Annotated in this window: 18 protein-coding genes; 7 read left to right on the plus strand and 11 right to left on the minus strand. The window is 39.9% G+C overall.

Annotated features, from left to right (window positions below):
- Positions 1 to 88 precede the first annotated feature (88 nt).
- From RMY00_RS07785 to RMY00_RS07795, 3 genes are all read left to right on the plus strand, one after another.
- Positions 89 to 1,312, plus strand: coding sequence for an O-antigen ligase family protein (locus RMY00_RS07785; RefSeq protein ID WP_322646994.1), 1,224 nt, complete (start codon positions 89 to 91; stop codon positions 1,310 to 1,312).
- Between the two features lie 543 nt (positions 1,313 to 1,855).
- Entirely contained in the window at positions 1,856 to 4,057 is a 2,202-nt protein-coding gene (locus tag RMY00_RS07790; protein ID WP_322646995.1) for a polysaccharide biosynthesis tyrosine autokinase, read from the plus strand.
- 58 nt (positions 4,058 to 4,115) lie between these two features.
- Positions 4,116 to 4,337, plus strand: coding sequence for a hypothetical protein (locus RMY00_RS07795; protein ID WP_322646996.1), 222 nt, complete (start codon positions 4,116 to 4,118; stop codon positions 4,335 to 4,337).
- Between the two features lie 355 nt (positions 4,338 to 4,692).
- On the opposite strand, the gene RMY00_RS07800 is transcribed toward RMY00_RS07795, so the two are convergent.
- From RMY00_RS07800 to fabI, 5 genes are all read right to left on the minus strand, one after another.
- Positions 4,693 to 5,793 carry a right-handed parallel beta-helix repeat-containing protein gene (locus RMY00_RS07800; protein WP_322646997.1) on the minus strand — a complete coding sequence of 367 codons (1,101 nt, stop codon included), beginning with the start codon at positions 5,791 to 5,793 and terminating at the stop codon, positions 4,693 to 4,695.
- Positions 5,794 to 7,092: 1,299 nt separating this feature from the next.
- Positions 7,093 to 8,565, minus strand: a complete 1,473-nt coding sequence (locus RMY00_RS07805; protein ID WP_322646998.1) for an SLBB domain-containing protein — start codon at positions 8,563 to 8,565, stop codon at positions 7,093 to 7,095.
- Positions 8,566 to 8,961: 396 nt separating this feature from the next.
- Positions 8,962 to 9,945: an ABC transporter ATP-binding protein gene (locus RMY00_RS07810; protein ID WP_322646999.1), complete on the minus strand. Its 984-nt coding sequence runs from the start codon at positions 9,943 to 9,945 to the stop codon at positions 8,962 to 8,964.
- A 153-nt stretch (positions 9,946 to 10,098) separates the two neighbouring features.
- Positions 10,099 to 10,740 (minus strand): imidazoleglycerol-phosphate dehydratase HisB, encoded by a 642-nt coding sequence (hisB, locus tag RMY00_RS07815; protein WP_196526286.1) that lies wholly within the window; start codon positions 10,738 to 10,740, stop codon positions 10,099 to 10,101.
- Positions 10,741 to 10,827: 87 nt separating this feature from the next.
- Positions 10,828 to 11,604, minus strand: a complete 777-nt coding sequence (gene fabI, locus RMY00_RS07820; protein WP_322647000.1) for an enoyl-ACP reductase FabI — start codon at positions 11,602 to 11,604, stop codon at positions 10,828 to 10,830.
- A 381-nt stretch (positions 11,605 to 11,985) separates the two neighbouring features.
- Between fabI and ntcA the strand changes: the two genes are divergently transcribed.
- The 3 genes from ntcA (at position 11,986) to RMY00_RS07835 (ending at position 14,884) form a co-directional block, all read left to right on the plus strand.
- Positions 11,986 to 12,657, plus strand: coding sequence for a global nitrogen regulator NtcA (gene ntcA, locus RMY00_RS07825; RefSeq protein ID WP_017652326.1), 672 nt, complete (start codon positions 11,986 to 11,988; stop codon positions 12,655 to 12,657).
- A gap of 168 nt (positions 12,658 to 12,825) precedes the next feature.
- Positions 12,826 to 14,316: a DUF3084 domain-containing protein gene (locus RMY00_RS07830; RefSeq protein ID WP_322647001.1), complete on the plus strand. Its 1,491-nt coding sequence runs from the start codon at positions 12,826 to 12,828 to the stop codon at positions 14,314 to 14,316.
- Positions 14,317 to 14,431: 115 nt separating this feature from the next.
- Complete coding sequence (locus tag RMY00_RS07835) at positions 14,432 to 14,884, plus strand: pre-16S rRNA-processing nuclease YqgF (protein ID WP_322647002.1); 453 nt, start codon at positions 14,432 to 14,434, stop codon at positions 14,882 to 14,884.
- Positions 14,885 to 14,984: 100 nt separating this feature from the next.
- Here the strand turns inward: RMY00_RS07835 and RMY00_RS07840 are convergent, their stop codons facing one another.
- The 3 genes from RMY00_RS07840 to RMY00_RS07850 form a co-directional block, all read right to left on the minus strand.
- The gene (locus RMY00_RS07840) at positions 14,985 to 15,248 is read right to left on the minus strand and encodes a DUF3146 family protein (RefSeq protein WP_118171445.1); all 264 of its coding nucleotides are present in this window, start codon (positions 15,246 to 15,248) and stop codon (positions 14,985 to 14,987) included.
- A gap of 477 nt (positions 15,249 to 15,725) precedes the next feature.
- The gene (locus RMY00_RS07845) at positions 15,726 to 16,172 is read right to left on the minus strand and encodes a hypothetical protein (RefSeq protein WP_322647003.1); all 447 of its coding nucleotides are present in this window, start codon (positions 16,170 to 16,172) and stop codon (positions 15,726 to 15,728) included.
- A 378-nt stretch (positions 16,173 to 16,550) separates the two neighbouring features.
- Positions 16,551 to 17,312, minus strand: coding sequence for a hypothetical protein (locus tag RMY00_RS07850; RefSeq protein WP_322647004.1), 762 nt, complete (start codon positions 17,310 to 17,312; stop codon positions 16,551 to 16,553).
- Between the two features lie 161 nt (positions 17,313 to 17,473).
- Between RMY00_RS07850 and RMY00_RS07855 the strand changes: the two genes are divergently transcribed.
- A complete protein-coding gene (locus RMY00_RS07855; protein WP_322647005.1) occupies positions 17,474 to 18,340 on the plus strand; it encodes an aldo/keto reductase in 867 nt (288 codons plus the stop codon).
- A 129-nt stretch (positions 18,341 to 18,469) separates the two neighbouring features.
- Here RMY00_RS07855 and RMY00_RS07860 read toward each other — a convergent pair whose 3' ends face one another.
- The 3 genes from RMY00_RS07860 to RMY00_RS07870 form a co-directional block, all read right to left on the minus strand.
- The gene (locus tag RMY00_RS07860; RefSeq protein WP_322647006.1) at positions 18,470 to 18,928 is read right to left on the minus strand and encodes a type II toxin-antitoxin system VapC family toxin; all 459 of its coding nucleotides are present in this window, start codon (positions 18,926 to 18,928) and stop codon (positions 18,470 to 18,472) included.
- Positions 18,925 to 19,191: a FitA-like ribbon-helix-helix domain-containing protein gene (locus tag RMY00_RS07865; RefSeq protein WP_322647007.1), complete on the minus strand. Its 267-nt coding sequence runs from the start codon at positions 19,189 to 19,191 to the stop codon at positions 18,925 to 18,927. The genes RMY00_RS07860 and RMY00_RS07865 overlap by 4 nt, the downstream gene beginning before the upstream one ends.
- Positions 19,192 to 19,270: 79 nt before the next feature.
- Positions 19,271 to 19,798: a hypothetical protein gene (locus RMY00_RS07870; protein WP_322647008.1), complete on the minus strand. Its 528-nt coding sequence runs from the start codon at positions 19,796 to 19,798 to the stop codon at positions 19,271 to 19,273.

The raw sequence follows: 19,798 nt of genomic DNA on the forward strand, positions 1-19,798 counted from the left end.
CCAAAATCAACTGATACTAGCAACCAGTAATGTCTGGCTTACTTAATATATTTTCTATATATATGGATGATGATACATATCATAAAAAATGAGAAAATTTTTAATCTCTGCTGAACAAATACTTACATTCGCTTGCTTGATGATCTACTCAGGAACTCCACTAGATGCTTTTCTAACGGATGGCTATACTATAAAGCAGGGCGATCGAGTTATATTTCGACTTCTTTTTACTTTTACATATATATTTAGTATTTTTTTGATTACTCTACGTTGGAAGAAGGTTACTTACGTTTTTAGCAGAGATAAATTCATTTGGCTCTTGGTTGGACTTTGTGCACTTTCTAGTTTTTGGTCTTTAGATCCAGACACTACTTTTCGTCGCGCTATTGCTGTGGTAGGAACAAGTCTTTTTGGACTTTATTTAGCTTCACGTTACACCATAAACCAGCAACTGAAGTTATATGCATACATGCTTGGCATCACAGCAGTAATGTGTTTTGTATTTGCTATATTGATACCAAAATATGGTTTCTCAGGCGGTATTGATGGAAATACTTGGCGAGGAATATTTCCAACTAAGAATGTTCTTGGCAAGAGATTTGTACTTAGTGGAGCAGTATTTTTCTTTCTTGCCATGACTTCTAAAGAAAATCGCTTGTTTTTATGGTTTGGCTATATTATTTCTGGATTACTTGTATTATTATCAAAATCAACAACATCTTTAGGTAATTTTATAATCATTACAGGTGCTTTTATTATATATTATCGAATTTTAAACTTAAAGTATAAAGTAATGATACCTATTGTAACTTTTATGTCAACATTTGGTATAATTTTGTATACCTGGTTTATATCAAATGCTGATACAATTTTAGGGTCAGTAGGTAAGGACACAACACTCACTGGACGTGCAGAATTATGGCCTGCTGTGTTGCAGATGATTGCCAAAAAACCGTGGTTGGGATATGGCTATGGAGCATTCTGGGGAGAGAAGGGTGAAGCTTCTATTATTGTACAAACCGTAGAATGGAGTGCTCCTAATGCTCACAATGGTTTTTTGGATCTCTGGTTAGGGTTGGGTTTATTAGGAGTTTTAATTTTTCTAATTGGGTTAGTTATTAATTTCTTAAGAGGAATATATTTAATCCGATGGAATCAAACATCTGAAAATTTATGGCTTTTAGTTTATCTTACCTATATTATTCTTTCAAATCTAACTGAAACTACATTACTAGACCAAAATAGCCTTGAATGGATACTTTATGTATCAGCAATATTATCAAGCAAACTTTCTACACGCACAAATTTATAAAAAGAAAATCAATAGGCTTGCTGGAACTCAATAAAAAGCTAGGTGGTCTTTTGAAGCTGGTAAAATAAATCAAACCTTAATTTGTGATTCTTTCGCTGATATATTAATTAAACGATAGACCAAGTATTCAAAAATTACAGCTAATATGTCGAACTAATAGTCTCAAGATTATCACATTAAGTTCTTGCTTCCTCCTACAAAGTGGTATCTCTGGTTATGAGAAACTATCATGGCTGAAGAGAAAATTGATTATCTTCTGAGATAGAAGCCGAAGGACAACGCAGAATAGAGAAGATCCTTGAGTGGCAATATCAAGCTCCAAAACTGTTAGAGGCTGATGATAAAATTTTGCAAAGCTAGTAGTTACTTTAAATTTCGGAAGGAATTAAATTTGTAACTTAATATAGTTTATACTATTGTCATATTGTCAAATCGCATCAGTCTTGTCAGTTGCAGTGGTTTGTGCATTCTCTATCTAAGTAAGACAATTTTTAGTTTCTTGCTTAAAACCTGTACTTTTGAAGATTTATGTCAAAAAAATCTATGGAATCTAGAGAATCTATCGATTTAGACCTTAGTCGTTACTTATTGATATTAAAACGATGGTGGCTACCTGCTACTGCGATATTTGCAGCTACAGTTACGCTCAGTGCTATAGCTACCCAATTTATTAGGCCATCCTATGAAGCCGAAGGAAAACTGTTATTTAGAATTCCTTCTTATAAAGTAGTAGGCTCTAATCTTTTTCCTACTAACAATGAAGGAGGAGATCCAGGAGATTTAAAATCCCTCCTAGCAACTCAAAATCCTATAAACACTCAAATAGAGGTGATTTCTTCACCTAGTATATTGGAGCGAACAATAGACAAACTAGGGCTTAAAGACGACGAAGGTAAACCCATAGAGGTAGAGAAACTACGGAAAGCCGTAATCATGAAAATAGTTAACGGCACTGATGTATTGCGAATTAGCTACACCAGCCATGACCCTGAACAATCAGCGGCAGTAGTCAACACAATCATGAATCTTTATTTAGAAAATGATATTTTGACAAATCGCTCTGAAGCAGCAGCAACTCGTCAATTTATGGCCAAGCAGCTTCCTAAAACTCAAGAGGCTGTTAATAATGCAGAAGTAGCGTTACGTATATTTAAACAGAAGTATCAGATAGCTGATTTATCAGAGGAGACAAAGTCAGCCGTTGCAACTATTGGAAATCTAGATAATGAGATGAATACTGTTAAGGCTCAACTGGATGAGGTAAACGCTCAAACCAATGCACTGCGCCAGAAAGTAGAGCTAAATTCTCAGGAAGCGATCGCAGTGAGTGCCCTCAGTCAGTCACCCGCAGTACAGGGAGTTCTTACACAACTTCAAGATACTGACCGACAGCTAGCGATAGAGCGTAGCCGTTTTTTAGATGACAACCCTGTAGTTGTTAACTTAGAAGCAAAGAAAGCTAGCTTAAAATCACTCCTGCAACAGCAAGTTGGTCAGACTGTTGGTAATCAAACACAAATTCCGCAGAGACTATTGCAGATTGGAGAACTCAGACAAAACTTGATCCAAAGTTTTCTACAGTCAGAAGTACAGCGCTTTGGTTTAGCTAAAAGACTCTCATCTCTGTCTAATTCCCGTTCTGCCTACGAGCAACGAGTGAAAATTATACCTCAGTTAGCACAAAATCAGCGAGAGTTAGAACGGAAAGTTGAAGTTGCAGAATCTACATATCAAACTCTTTTGAAAAAGGTACAAGAATTACAGTTAGTTGAGAATACAAATACACCTAGTTCGCGGATTATTACTCCGGCTTCAGTGCCAAGTAAGCCAGCAATAGGCAAAAAAATTATCGTTTTATTGCTAGGAGTGATGTTTGGTTTATTCTTGGCTACTACAACTGTTCTCTTCCTAAGCATGAGAGATAGATCATTGAAAACACTTAAGGAAGTCAGAGATGTATTTAGATATACGTTGCTAGGAATTATTCCTTTATCTGTTAAAAAGCTTCGTCGTGATTCAAATGTAGAACCAAAAATTGCTGTCAGAGATACGCCTTACTCTTTAACTAGCGAAATGTACCGAATGATTCAAGCCAATCTGAAATTCCTGAGTTCAGATAAAGTGCTCAAAACTATCGTGGTAACTAGCGCAGTTCCTAAAGAAGGCAAGTCTACAGTTTCAGCTAATTTGGCAGCAGCGATCGCTCAACTAGGGCGTAAAGTTTTACTAATTGATGCAGATATGCGAATTCCTTCTCAGCATCATCTTTGGCAGCTAACCAATGCAGTTGGTTTGAGTGAGGTTCTTGTAGGCCAGGCTGAATTTGACGTTACTGTATCTAAGGTAATGGATAATCTTGATGTCTTAACTGCTGGGGTTAGACCTCCCAACCCACTGGCTTTGCTTGACTCGAAACGGATGGCATCATTAATTGAAAATTTTTCATCTCAACATAACTATGATTTTGTAATTATTGATGCTCCTCCTCTGCTTTTGGCAGCCGATGCTTTGACTTTAAGCCAAATGACTGACGGGATTTTGTTAGTAGCTCGACCTGGGGTAATTGATTCTAACAGTGCTAACGCTGCTCAAGAGATGTTAGAAAGATCCAATTATAACGTATTAGGCTTAGTCGTGAATGGAATCATTGATAAAAATGAATCTAGTAGTTATTTATATCACGATCATGAATATTTTAAACCAACGAAGTTGGCAAAGGAGTTTCAAAGACTTGCGAAAAAATAAAATTTTCAAAGGTTAGGAACTACTCCAATACTATTAATAAACCACAATCCTAATTCATGTGGCTGAAGAGGCAGGGGAGCAAGGAGCATTTCTTGCTGGGAGAAAAATATTGAAATTACCCTGCCACAAGGGTTTCAGAGCAAATACAGTTGTGCCAAAAATTAAAAATATTTATTTTGAAACGCAATACGCAAAAAATAATGCGTCCTTATTTCAAGCCCCTGCATTTATGTATGGGGTTCTGTCTCCAGGAATAACTGCCCCTTTTCCTCTTCTTTAATATTTAGAATAGTGAGTTTAATATGCGGAATGTAGGTTAAAACTTACATCTCGCCCATTTTATTTTTATTAGAGTTAGGAGAAATCAGCAATCTAGTTTTGCTCTGGGATTGAATATAGAAAATGTATTGCTGTTAAAGTAACAGCTATATTTAGCCAGCAATTACCTATGCATTAACGTAGCTTGATACAGTATTAACTATCTTCGCAAACGCTAAAAGCCTTATTTTTTACCACAATTTTTCTTAGTTTCTAATAAATGAGCCAATAGTATGTGTGTTACAAAAAGGGTTGTAGACAAAAAGGCTGGATAAATTAGGATTTTGCCATACAACCCAATTCCATACTCTTAACTACTACCGCATTTCGTATGCCCCTCTATCAGATCGTGAACCTTTCACACGAGGGTCGCCTAAAAAATCAGTTGTTACACTATTGAACTTCATACCACTATTGATTGCCGGACTCGTAGACTTAAGCCTAAAATCACCACTGTAGGGATTCATAAACTGTGGATCTGCAATCATATCATTATAGCCAGAAGCAGGTATCAAGGAACTATTGGCGTTGAGGTTGTAGTCAAACCTAACGTTGTCACCACCATTTCTTAGATTTATCCGTTTTCCACGCTCAGAATAAAGGATGTTATTGAAAACATTGATATTATTTGAGTAATTAACCGAGATTTGCCCGTATTCAACTTCCCGACTTTGGTTATTCAGATAACTAGTGTTGTAGACAATATCGATATTCTCACTTTGAAATGTATGAATGCCACCACCACCATTTTTATATGAGATGTTGCTGGCAATCAAAGTACGTCCTCGATACGCACTTATTGTTGATCCTTTTTGCTTATTCATTCCACGATCAATAATAATACCATTACCATCTTGGATCTTCCCATTCCAAATCCAGGGAACCAACATTTGATTGTTGTAGACCTTGTTTCTGGTCACAAACATTTTATAGTTTCGGTTGTTGTCAGAATTCCAATTGTTGAGCAGCGAAATCCCACTACACCCGTGAACTGAGTACCAGGCATTATTAAATACCTCGTTATTATCTATTGTTAGATAGTCTGCTTGAATAGCTGAAATGCCTCCGCCTCCACAATCATGTACCTTGTTGTTGAGAATACGTATATGGTGGGAACGACCACCTTGTCCTCCCTCTATGCTGATGCAATTTCCATTGGTCAGGGGGTTTGATTGGTTATACTTCTGACTCAGCGCATAACTACGGGACATTTTGCGATTGTTCCCTTCAACCTCAAGCCCGTTAACTTCAATATATGATGCTCCATCGTTAATCGAAATTCCATGCCATCCATTGTGCTGAAGTTTCGGTCGCTGTCCAGGGTATGCTTTATACGTAATCCATGCATTTGCCCTTCCAGAGCGTTTAATATCTATTACCGATCCAGTTGGATATGCATTCTTGTATACCCCGTCCATAATAAGTACTGTGTCGCCAGGGTTAGTCAGGTCTGCTGCTCTTTGAATTGTCCTAAAGGCAGATGAGGTAGTGCGTCCGCTATTTCTATCGTTTCCTTTACCACTAACATAGTATGTTGTCCCATATGAAATATAACTGATCAGTTTGCGGCTTGGTAGTGGCATTTCTTGATCAGTGGATGACTGACGAACATCTTTAACAAAAGACTCTGTTATTTTCTGGCCTTGAACTAGACCTGTTAATGCCCAGGGAAGTACAAGAGATGCGCTCAAACTGAGAAAACCTAAACCATGAATCATCATAGGGAAAAAATAGGGTATGTTGCAAAAACTGATTCGTCAACGGTCAGTAGTTCTAGCCTTAGTCAGTAACTCAGTATTGGATACAGTCGTGAATTGCCATTTGTAAGTTTATACACCCTTTATCAGGTTTCAACCTGAGAATTCCCACGTAGATATGCCTGAAAAGCCTTTTTAGCTTGTCTTCCAAAAAATAGTAATTATATAGTAAAAGTACTGAAGGAAAATGATTCAGTATCCAGAGCTATTACATTAATGGACACCAAGCAACTGTACAAATGGCGTCATTTCCAATTCGACATCATTGTACTGTGTATACGCGATATCTGTGGTTAAGATAGTATATCTGTTATAAATCAGTTAATTTACTTAAATAATTCTTATCATAATGATAATGAAGAAATAAGTGAAATCCTTTTACAGAGTAGATTTAGAGGAACAATACCTTTTAATGATTATCATTATCAAAAATATCAGAGTAAGTAAAACAAAGCTTGAAAAAGCCTATCAATAGCAGATTAAGAATTTTCAGTGAAAACTTTAGGTATACAGTACTTTCAAGTGGCTAATACTATCTAAAAAGATATTAAAATTGAGATAGAAAATACAATTTTTGAGGAAGCGATCGCTCTATGCAAAGCAGTTCTGTAGCCTAGTATTATCCTGTAGCGGAGGCTGCGTAGCTTGTTCCATAAGAGTAGGAAAACAGCTATTCTCTAATCTAGAAGTTTTTCTTTGGAATAAAAGACGCGTTGCATAGCTTGCTTCTCTGTAAGAGTACAGTTTTGTGCATCATATTTAAACGCATCATTTAAGTAAGTGAGCAAGAAGAAATAAAACTATATTACGTAATGTAAAGTTAATTTAATCTGCTGTTACTAAACGGCTCCAGCCCTTAAAATATAGGTGAATCCGCTTAGTACAACCGTTTAATTATTCAGTACAATTTTGGAGACGGAGAGATTTGACCAACGTCCCCAATTCACATCTGTATCTTAACTAGAGTCCGAACAAGTTCAGAAGACTAAAGATAACACCTAGAGGCCCAGTTACAGTGCCTATGGTATCGCCAGTTTTAGCTGAACCAGATCGATTAACTACTACAACGTCATTATTGCGGAGTATGGGATTAGTTTGCTCATTAATCCCAGCCGAGAAATCCACTTTTACTATACGTTTAGTGACAGAACCATTAGGGTTGAGGCGAATCAAATCAACAGCTTTACTACTAGCTCTGGCATCATTAAATCCTCCAGCAGCGAGTATCGCTTGATTTAAGGAACTATTCGGCTGAACGTCTGTTAATCCTGGTTTTTTAACTTCACCTACCACACCAACTTGAATGCGTGTAGGAGACAAAGTAGTGGTAGCTAATTGAGTGGCTTCTGCGGGGTTAATTTCAGTTGCCGTCGGAATAACTATTGTATCTCCGTCTTGCACAATGATATCTTGATTGGCGTCACCACTCTGCAATAATTGCCAAAGATTGATATCTATAGCTTGTTCTGAGCCGGTTCTTGTTGGTCGGCGTAGCTTCAGATTACGAATATCAGCCTGTGCTGTAATTCCCCCAGCTAGTTGAATTACCCGCGTCACATTTGGTAAACCATTGGGAGTAGTAGTACCACTATTAGCGGTTGCGCCCCCTCCTTGTGGATCTGTGCTGGCTGGGGTGACAAGATACGAACCGGGACGGTTAACTTCACCAATAATTGTTACCGTGCGAGGTGTGGTTTGGCTAGCGGCAAAGTTGGATGCAAATATATTGCGAGATTCTGCCACGTTGAAGTTGGTTGCTGTTGGCACAACTATGGTATCTCCATCTCGCAAGGTAATATCCTGTGATAACCTGCCGGTTTGGATGAATTCTTTCAAATTGATGGTGGCAGTTTGCTCTGAAGAACGTCCTACTTTACGCCGTAATTGAACTTGAGTTACATCCGCAGCCAAGGTTACCCCCTGTGCTGTTGTTAATGCGGCTAATACAGTGGGATATTGTACACCTGGATTGTCTCCCGCGCCGCCGCTCAAGCTGAGAGTATAAGCTCCTGGACGTGTCACCTCTCCAGCAACGAAAACATTGATGGGACGAGGCGATAACAAATTGACTGAAATCAAAGGGCGTTTGAGGAAGCGAGCATATCTTCTAGAAATTTCGTCAGCAGCCTGTTCAGCTGTTAGACCGAGGACTGGCACACTGCCAATTAAAGGTAGGTTGATGGCTCCACCTGGGGGAATTTGATACTCACCTGTATATTCAGGTACTTCAAATACATTTACACGGATGCGATCGCCGCCTCCTAATGAATAATTAGTATCTAATTGTGTTGGTGTTGTTGGCGTTGGTGTTGTTGATGGTAATGGTTGTCCCTGAGCTAAACTGGCAAATGGCACGACGGCATTGACAGCAGTTAACAAAGCCACACCCACAACTGGCTGAGTTAGGAATTTAAACAAACTTGTATTAAGCATATTTACCTGAGACTCTGAAACTACAATCAATAATGTACTGTCTAAACATTTTTATTTGAACTATACCTAAGTATTCAAGTTCCCCGACACTCTTATTTTCCTCGAAAAGTGTCATTTTCCGGAGGAAATTTGTTTATTGAATTTGAATTTTTAGTGAAGCTAATTTAAAGTTAAGCCAACTTGAATATAGGAATTATAAAAAAATATTAGGGATTTATGCAAATCACCCCAGTTTCTACAATAAATTATCTGTTAATTAACAAGGCAGTGACGAATAAAATTTTCTTGTGAAAGTCAATTTTATGATATTTAAACTATGAACTCAAAAAGGCATAAAGTTTACTTTTGCTCTTCAAATTAACCCAAAATTTTCTATTTGGCAATAAGTTAGGAACACTAACTCAGTAAGTCATTTTTTCTTCGGATTTGTTGAATAAAAAACTCTTCTAGGGAGTAACGCGACAAATTCATGGCAATAATTTTACCCTCCATAAGACGAAGACTGGCGAGAAAATCATAATAATCGTCTTGTAGTGTACCTTGCCAGGAACCATCAGGTTCAAATCTGAGAGTGGGTATCCATTTTTGAAGAATTTCCCAGTCACCACCTTGACCTTTGACATGATATGTGTTATTTCCGCCTAAGAGTTCATTAAGGGAACCAGAGCAAATTAATTCACCTTGAGCGAGGATGGCAATGCGATCGCAAATCTGTTCTACTTCACTAAGAACGTGACTGTTAAAAAAAATCGTCTTTCCAGCAGCTTTTAGCGCCAGGATAATTTCTCGCATTTGGTAGCGTCCTACAGGATCAAGACCAGACATCGGTTCATCCAAAAAAACCAAATCTGGCTCGTTAATTAGCGCTTGTGCCATACCAACACGCTGTAGCATTCCTTTAGAATAGCGACGCAGCAACTTTTTGCGGGCATCGGCTTGGGATAAACCCACTAATTCCAGCAGTTGAGGAATACGTTTGCGTTGGACACTTTGGGGAATTTGGAATAGCCCGGCAGCTAGCTGCAAAAATTCCCAGCCAGTGAGATAGTCATACAAATAGGGATTTTCCGGCAGATAACCGATATGTTGCTTGATAGTGCGATCGCCTATTGGCTTACCCAACAATAATCCCCGTCCAGAGCTAGGGCGAATAATCCCCAGCAACAATTTTAAAAGGGTGGTTTTACCAGCACCGTTTGGCCCCAGCAACCCAAAGGTTTCACCTTTATAAACTGTTAAAGAACAGTTTTTGAGAGATACGACTTTTTGATTTAGCCAAAAACCAGTGCGATAAACTTTTCGCAACTCAGAAGTCAGGACTACTGGCGGAGTATCCGTCGTATTAAGTTGAGAATCAGGGTCATCTGCAACAGACTTCATCTCAGTTCAATTACTAATTACCAGCTTGGCACTAATTACAAGTTACCCAATAGGCTGATAATAACCATCACTAACCTGTGTGTCAATTGTCGTAAATAGAGTAGCTGAGTCAACACTAAAAATATTAGTCCTAGCAAATAATTCTGGTTAGCTTTACAAAACGCCTTTAGAACTGGGAATTAGACCAGCACGACGAGGGTCAATTTCCACCGCCAGCCGGGTTGCTCTTGCAAACGCCTTAAATGTCGCTTCAATAATGTGATGAGAATTAATGCCATCCAGTTGCCGAATGTGCAGTGTCATTTGGCTATGGTTCACCAGTGCCACGAAAAATTCGCGCACGAGTTGAGTATCATAGGTTCCTACACGCTGGGTAGGAATTTGTAAGCCGTAACTGAGGTGAGGGCGTCCAGAAAAGTCTAGGGCTACCTGAACTAAAGCTTCATCCAGTGGCGCAAGAAAATTACCAAAGCGGACAATGCCTTTTCTGTCTCCTAGTGCTTGGTTAAAGGCTTGGCCCAAGGTAATACCTACATCTTCGTTGGTGTGATGGTCATCAATTTCCCAGTCTCCCTTGGCTTGAACATCTATATCAATCAGCCCGTGGGAAGCAATTTGATGCAACATGTGATCTAAAAACGGAACACCTGTTGCTGCTGTGCAAGTTCCTCTACCATCCAGATTGATGGTAACTTGCACATTAGTTTCGCCAGTGGTGCGGTGAACAGTGGCAATCCGAGGGGTTTTAGTTGACTGGTCGTAGTTTGAATTAACTTGGCGATTGGTTGTTTGCATAGGAATGGGGAGTGGGGAATGGGGAGTGGGGAATGGGCAAGAATAATTCTTCGCTTACTCCCCCTACTCTCCACTCCCCAAATTATCTTACATTCCCATAATTTCATATCCTGCATCTACATATAGAATTTGTCCGGTAATGCCGCTAGACAAATCACTACATAAGAAAGCGGCAGCGTTACCCACTTCTAGCTGAGTGACGGTGCGTCGTAGGGGAGCTACTTCTTCTACATGATGAATCATATCCAAAATCCCACCCACTGCTGAAGATGCCAAGGTGCGGATGGGGCCTGCGGAAATGGCATTGACGCGGATATTTTGTGGCCCTAGTTCGGCGGCTAGGTAACGCACACTCATTTCTAAGCCAGCTTTGGCAACTCCCATGACATTATAGTTAGGGATTGCCCTAACACCGCCTAAATATGTGAGGGTAACGATACTACCTCCTTCTGTCATCAAAGGTTTAGCTGCACCAGTTAACTGCACTAATGAGTAGGTACTAATTTCTAAGGCGGTGTTGAAGCCAGAACGAGAGGTTTGACTAAAATTTCCAGTCAAATCATCTTTGCTGGCAAAGGCAAGACAATGGATGAGGATATCTAGCTTTCCCCACTTTTCACGGATTGTCTCAAAGGTAGATTGAATCTGTTCCTCATTTTGGACATTACAGGGAAGAAATAAGCTGGGGTTGAGGGGTTCTACCAATTCCGCAACTTTTTTCTCCATCTTGCCGCGTTCATCGGGTAGGTAAGTAATACCCAGGTTTGCTCCGGCGAGGTGCAACTGTTGGGCGATACCCCAGGCGATCGAGCGGTTATTGGCAATACCTGTAACAAGAGCATTTTTTCCAGTCAGATTTAGCATATAAATTGTTAATGCGATCGATCATCTAGGAGCATACTAGAATCTGAGGCACGTTTTGTCTTTGTTTTATACAGGCTTTGCAAAAATGAATATTGGTAAGAGTGTTTGCTATGACAAAAATCTTGATTTTTCCTAAAGATATTTCCAAAATAACTTTATTTGTTCTTTAAAAAACCCTTTTTAATACTGCTATTGGAAGTACTTATCAACAATTTGTAGCTGAAAGGATCACCAATTATGTATCATTATAAACAAAGAGTTATGAAGAGATTAGTTTGAGTATAGGAAAGTACAGAAAGGTTGACGGTGCTTTATTCATTTTTCGGGTGTATTCTTAGGTAATCAGTTTTTGTTTTTCCGGCATTGGGTAGGGGAAGGGAGATGATCGTGACACAAGATAAAGCCCTAGCAAATGTATTTCGTCAGATGGCGACCGGGGCGTTTCCGCCAGTTGTGGAAACGTTTGAACGCAATAAAACGATCTTTTTTCCTGGCGATCCTGCCGAACGAGTTTATTTTCTTTTGAAAGGTGCTGTTAAACTTTCTAGGGTGTATGAGGCAGGAGAGGAAATAACGGTAGCGTTGCTGCGGGAAAATAGTGTTTTTGGTGTATTGTCATTGCTGACGGGAAATAAGTCAGATCGGTTTTACCATGCGGTTGCATTTACGCCTGCGGAATTACTGTCAGCACCAATTGAACAAGTAGAGCAAGCACTCAAGGAAAATCCAGAATTATCAATGTTAATGCTGCGAGGTCTGTCTTCGCGCATTTTACAAACAGAGATGATGATTGAAACTCTCGCTCACCGAGATATGGGTTCTAGGTTGGTGAGTTTTTTGCTAATTCTTTGTCGAGATTTTGGAGTTCCTTGTGCAGATGGGATCACAATTGATCTGAAGTTATCTCATCAAGCGATCGCAGAAGCAATTGGTTCAACTCGTGTTACTGTTACTAGGCTACTAGGGGATTTGCGTGAGAAAAAGATGATTTCTATCCACAAAAAGAAAATTACTGTGCACAAACCTGTTACCTTAAGTAGGCAATTCACATAAAATCAATTGGAGAAAGGGGAATCGGCGCGTGTTTTATTTTGAAAAATGACACTAATAGCTAGAGGTAAATCTAAAATTGAGTAATTTCAGCTATTGCCAATTTCCACTTCTTTCCAGACAATGCTTAAAAGTAGTAGGCTGTATCTGGAAGGATTTCGGTAGCTAAAGATGACCACCGGATACATCCTCATCGCAGCAATTTTAATTCTGGGAGGCGTAATTGCAACCGTGGGCGATCGCATCGGCACACGAGTTGGCAAAGCCCGCCTCTCACTTTTTAACCTTCGTCCAAAAAATACTGCTGTACTAGTAACTATTTTTACGGGCGGTTTGATTTCTGCATCAACATTAGGGATTTTATTCGCTGCCGACGAAGGCTTGCGAAAGGGAGTCTTTGAATTAGAAGATATTCAAACAGACCTCAGACAGAAGCGGGAACAGCTAAAAACCGCAGAAACTCAAAAAAGTCAGGTAGAGAGTGAGCTAAACCAAGCAAGAATTGCCCAAACAAAAGCACAACAAGACTTGCAGGTAATTAATCAATATTTGCAGGCGGCGAATGCCAAACAACGCCAAACACAAGCTCAGTTGAACCGCACTATTAGTCAACAAGCTCAAACTCAAACTCAACTCCAACGCACTCAAAGTCAGCTAGAACAAGTTGTACCTCAATACCAAAAAGCTATAGCTGAATTGCAAAGCGTTTACAATCAGAGAAAGGAGCTACAAGCGGCAGTTGAACTACTGAAGACAGAACGTCAACGACTGTATGCTGAAGCTAAAAAAGCTATTGACGAAGCCAAAACAGCTATTGAAAAACGCGATCGCGAACTTGCTAATCGCCAAGAAGGTATAGAAGTACGCGATCAAAAAATTTCCCAACTCGATCAATTGATTCAAAAGCGTAACGTAGAAGTAGCAGCGCGAGAGCAAGTAATTGCCACACGGGAATCACGCCTCAAAGACTTGGAAGCACAACAGGAGCAACTAGAAATGGAAGTTGCCAGGTTAGAAAAATATTATCAGTCCTACCGCGATCTGCGTCTAGGTAAGCTAGCCTTAGTTCGTAGTCAAGTTCTGGCTGCTGCTGTAGTTCGTGTTACCCAACCTGCTGCTGCTCGTCAGGCAGTGATACAACTTTTACAAGAAGCCAATCGCAACGCCAACCTCAGATTAAGTGAGCCTGGGGCGAATCCTGCAAATGTAGAGCTACTGCGCGTGACTCAGGATAGGATTGACCAGTTGAGCAAGCAGATTGCCGATGGTCAAGAATATGTGGTGCGAATTTTCTCGGCTGGTAATTACGTTAGAGGAGAAAAGCAGATAGAATTTTTCGCCGATATAGCCCGTAATCAACTGGTTTTTTCGGGAGGCGCAGTGCTAGCCACAACGACTGCTGATTCTAAAACCATGACATCCTATCAGTTACAGCAGCGACTGGAAATATTGATTTCTGCTTCCCAATTTCGGGCCCGTAATGCCGGAATTGTCGAAGATGTACAAGTAGAGGGGACTTTCTTACGCTTTGTTAGCCAATTAAGACAATACAATCAACCATTAGAGATTAAAGCGATCGCAGCAGAGGACACTTATACAGCCGGGCCATTGAGAGTAAAATTAGTGGCAATAGTCAACGGACAAATTATTTTTACTACTTAAAACATTATTTGCACACTCTTATTAGTAAGATTTAAACATATCCAACAGCAGTCAAAATAGTTGCTGTGATTGAATTTATTGATTTCTAATTCTTAATTTTTAATTTTAATTTATTATGACTTTCCCGGAATTTTCACCAACGCAACCAGTCATATTGGGATTTGATCCAGGTCGAGATAAGTGTGGTTTAGCGGTGATGGGACTGGATCGACAATTGTATTATCATCAGGTCGTCTTAGCAAAAGAGGCGATCGCTAGTATTGAGACACTGCGTCAAAAGTTTCCGATCTCTTTGATGGTGATGGGCGACCAAACTACAGCCAAGGAGTGGAGACAGAAACTATATCAGGAATTGACAGAACCGTTGAGTATTATTTTAGTCGATGAGCGCTACACAACCTTAGAAGCACGCGATCGCTATTGGCAAATGTTCCCGCCCCAAGGGTTAATAAAACTATTGCCACAGGGTCTACGACAGCCACCAAGACCGATAGATGACATTGTTGCCATCCTCTTAATCGAAAGATACTTAAATCGTCTCACTGAATCAACAGTCAGCCAATTTTAGATTTTGGGTCGCACCTCTGGTGCGCTTCCAGCGCAAGTTGGATTTTGGATTCAAGCAAAAATCTAAAATCTAAAATCCAAAATTGAATGGCTTCTAACTTTTAAAGTTCCGCCCGAATAGTAAAAGCATAATCTCCTCCAGGCTCTAGCTGATAATCTTGTTGCTCTAAAAATCGACCGAGGGGTTCTTTGATTAAGGCGCGGCCTTGGGAAGGCTTGACGGCAAGTTCTCCCCGGCGAAAATGCCACTGAAAATGCCACTCAAACTCACCAGCATTCACTTCGCCTTCAAGGAAGCCGTGTTGCCAGGATTGGCGAGTAATTCTGACATGGGCAATGGTTTCTGGCAGACGTTTTGCACTCACAATGCTTTATGTCAAGTGTGAAATAACAGCCGCTTATATAGGCTGGCTACTTATTCTATTTACCAAACATAGCTTAATTACACAAACTGACAAAGTAGGTATTTGTAGTTGACTAGGTTGTGTTATGAGCAAAACGATTCCAGTATCCTGAAGTCGCGGCTATAGCAATCCTATTTTATTTGTGAAAATCTAGGGGCTTCAGATCCCCGACTTCTTCGAGAAGTCGGGGATCTTGTTGTTCACGAATGATTTAGGACTACTATATAACGCAACAAGGTTTTAAAGCATTGTGTGAATAAAATTTGCTATTATACAAGCGTTTGCGTAGCGTCCCGCAGAGAAGTCTACCTTCGTGGAAAGCGTGCAAAATGAAGGGCTTGCTAACCCACGGAGGTGGGTTTTGCCTGTGTAGCCGCGAATTATATTCGCTAGGACGAGTCATAAATTAGACTTTACAAATATTCTTTAAGGGCTTGCTTAGTAAGCGGCTATCTCAGCACCAGCATCAATGATAGGTGTCTTACCAGTGTTATCGTGGTTACAGACAAGAAGCATTGTGGTTGGCTCATTTAAGTTAGCGACTGTAACCCCACTGATTGTAGATGCCAGAGATGCACCCTGTTGTGTTCCAACGACGGCTACGTGTTCAGAAAGAATCTGACCTGTTTCTCTGGCGCGGACATAGCATCGCACGGTGTCATTCGCTCCAAAGTTTATAGCTGTCGCGGAATAATTAACTATCCACTTACCACGAGGAAGAAGAATTTCCGCTAGCCTGAGTTCCTGACCCTGAGTAATAGGCAATGAAAGACTCTGTGTTGTCTTGCCAAAGTATGCTGCGTTGATTGCTGTTGCAGGCAGTGTTAAACTGACTACCGATCCAACAATAGCTAACAAGGAACTACTTAATGCTAATGGTTTCATACTTTAATGAATTGTTGGTTAATTACATCAAGTCAATAACCTTTATCAACATTGCAATATAGTGATAGTAGCTACTTCATATATAATTTATTTGCAAATCTACATAATTAGGGGCATTGAAACGATTGTGCAAAACTCCCCTATTTTGTTTGAAAACTTTACTTAATCGCCTAACGGCTGCAAAGCTTAATTGACTATTAAAAGAGCGCATATATCCAGCCCAGATCACTCGAAGGTATCATCAGGGGCAATGTCTATTGCAAGCCGCAGATCTCCGACTTCTTTGAGAAGTCGGGGATCTTTTTTGTTGCTGTATAACCTGCACGGATTTAATGTCGGAAAGTTTGGGTCAGCAAGTTACCCTGGGGGTAATTTCGGTTAAAATTTTAGGAATGAGAGTATCCTAGAAACTGCATATCTAACGTTTTTTTCATCAGTATATTGGGGATTAATTGGAATTACCTCACCAAATTTCAGCACAATTACCGCCCGGTAAAGCTTAGAGTATTTATATTGCTGTTCTTGGATATCAAAACGCAAAATATTTTCTAGTGGATGTTCAATAATTTGCTTACCACGCAAACTTTTACGTTCAATAAATACCTTATCGATACTCTTATAGAAGGTGCAGGTAGTTACAGGTGACGTGCCAAAATAAGCAGCGATCGCCATCATAATCAATATAAATAAACTGAAGAAAAATAAATAATTACGCTGATTCTGCTGCACTAATAGGGAAGTTTGCCCAGAGTTAATAAAATTATTGATTTTTAAGACAACTTCCTCATTCTCTTGATAGCTAATATTTGATAGCAGATCAAAGTCTCCAAATGGAGTCACAATAATAACTTGATAGCTTTTTCCTCCTTTGCTACTAGTCTTTGTCAGGATGTATGCTTCTTGAGGATCAAACATTTTAAGCTTTTCCATGCTTCCCAGCAAATTAAACCGCTTCAAGTCACAGTTAATTTGGTTTGATGAAAGGCGATCGCAAGTTAGATGAATTGAAGCAGAATTAAAAACTAAACAGTAAATCAAAAAGCTTAAACCGAAAATAAAAAAGCACCACCCGTTGAACCAATATCTGAGGGGTCGATGTTTTAGCTGCAATCTTGTACGGGTTTCCTCTACAATTTTCATCTGTGTCTGTGTATATAATACTTAAGCCCTGAGTAGAGTATTCCCCTCGTAGCGCATTAACTAATCGCCAAGTCTAAGTACTAGGGAGGATTTATGATGAATCGCTAAAAAAGCTTTGGCTAGCTGGTAGATAATTGGGGCAGAAAGCTAGAGCTAGAAGCATGGAAAGCAAACAGCTAGGAAAAACTGGTATATTTGTGAGTGCGATCGGTTTGGGTGGTATGCCCATGTCAATCTCTAATCGCCCTCCTGAATCGCAATCAATCCAAGTTATTCATCGGGCTTTGGATCTGGGTATCACATTTATTGACACTGCCGATTCTTACTGCAAAGATGAGTCAGATAAGCACCACAACGAGCGACTAATTCACAAGGCGCTTACTAGTTACAAAGGCGATGTTAGTCAAGTAATTGTGGCAACTAAAGGCGGTTTGATGCGTCCCAATGGAAACTGGACAAGCAACGGCAACCCAGAACATTTACGCGAAACAATTCGAGTTAGCTTTGAGGCGTTAGGTGGTGCTAAACCCATTGATGTTTGGCAATATCATTCGCCGGATACTAAGTACACAATCGAAGAATCCCTTGCACCTGTGAAAGAAGCAGTCGAGGCAGGTTTAATTCGATTTGTGGGAGTTTCTAACTTTTCCGTTGAACAGATTAAACGGGCGCGAGATGTCGTGGATATTGTTTCGGTGCAGAATCAATACAGCCCTTGGCAACGACAGCCAGAAAATGACGGCGTGTTGAAGTATTGCGAAGAACAAGGGTTGACGTTTTTGCCTTGGAGTCCCTTTGGTGGTAGGCGTCGTCATCAGGATTTACAAGATATCCCTGCGATCGCTAACTTAGCTAAAGAAAAAGGTGTTTCAGTATATAATATCGTCTTGGCGTGGTTGCGTTCCAAGTCGCCTGCTATTTTACCAATTCCTGGTGCTAGCAAGGTTTCTAGCATTGAAGACTCAGCACAAGCTATCAATGTGAAACTATCTGATGATGAAGTGCAAAAAATTGATCGGGCAACTTAATCATTGCAAGCGATTTTCACTTCGGTGTAATACAGTCTAAACCTCATCCCCAACCCTGATGTATCGAGATGTTTAGTCTCATCCAATACTTTGGGGTTGAATATTATAGTGAGGAAAAGCGATCGCTCTCTACATCGACTCCAACGGCGGAACCTCAAATTCATTAAACGAGCAAATATTGTAAGATGAACCTGCTAGAGCTTTCACCAGCTTGCCGTCGAAAGTCAGCAAACTAGCACATGCCTGATGTGAAAGTGCGACATACGAGCCATCGTAGGCGGAGATTCCATAATTTAATGCGATCATAACTGCATCCGCCATCAAATCAGCCGTTGAGACAACACCCAAGGGAAAAGCTTTGAGAGTAGCTAAATCTGCCTGAACCTCAGCACCAGTGTACATCCTTGCACGGACATACTTCCATAAGGCGTTAGCACACTCAATGTAAAAAAGGTCTGGAACAAACATTTCTGTCTGTGGATTGGCAAGGTGATCAAAAAGTTGGTTAACTTTGGGGGTTAGTGGATCAGAGATAAAATATTTGATGCACACACTGGTATCCACCACGCATTTAAGAGGAATGCTCATCTGTTGCGGTCTTCTCGAATCATTTCAGTACTATCAGGCAATGCGAAGTCTGCTGGATTCAGACGGCGACGCTGGCGACTTTCTTCTAGGACTTTAAGTACATTCTGTCGTTTCTGGTCTTCTGCTTGCTGTGCTTCAGTCTTCAAAGCTTGCTCTAACAGAGTGATAACTTGGGCGTTAATGGAACGGTGTTCAGATGCCGCTAACTCTTGCAGCTTTGCATACAAATCATCAGGTAAATTTCTCACATAAAGGGTAGCCATCACTTTACCTCAAAGTAGGATTTATCCTGATGCTAGCACGATGCAAGCATGGAGAGGAGGAGCGATCGCTGGCTGCCAATTATCTACTTTTTTTTGATTTTCCTCTGGGTTGATAGTCAACGTCTCGCAGAAAGTTACCTAAATCTGAATTCCTGCTAATATCGTAGTTATTTTCGCCAAATTCCTGCTTTAATTCTTGTTTATATTTATCAATTTCTTGTGGGACAGAACTGTTAGATTTAATATATGCTTTTGCAATAAAACTTAATGATGGTTCAGACTGTTTCAATAATTTTTTAAAATATGTATGTGTGGATATAACTTGCTTTGTAGCGGTTTTCACATCACTACCTTTTAATTCTACAAAGCAGATTATTCTTTTACTCTCTTTTGCATAAAAGACAATTAAATCACAGATTTTCATACCTTCTTGCTCTAATCCTAATAGTTGACGAAATTTACAATTAGGATTTGACTGATTATCTATAAGAAAAAAAAGAATTGTTTCACCGCTAGATGGTTTTATATTTATCTCTACTCCGTTTTCTGTATAACTTGTTTTTCCTGGTAGCAAACAACTCGATAACAATAAATTATTTAAAGGCAT

It is taken from the genome of Nostoc sp. ChiVER01 (assembly GCF_034531155.1).
In the GTDB taxonomy this organism is placed as follows: Bacteria; Cyanobacteriota; Cyanobacteriia; order Cyanobacteriales; family Nostocaceae; genus Nostoc.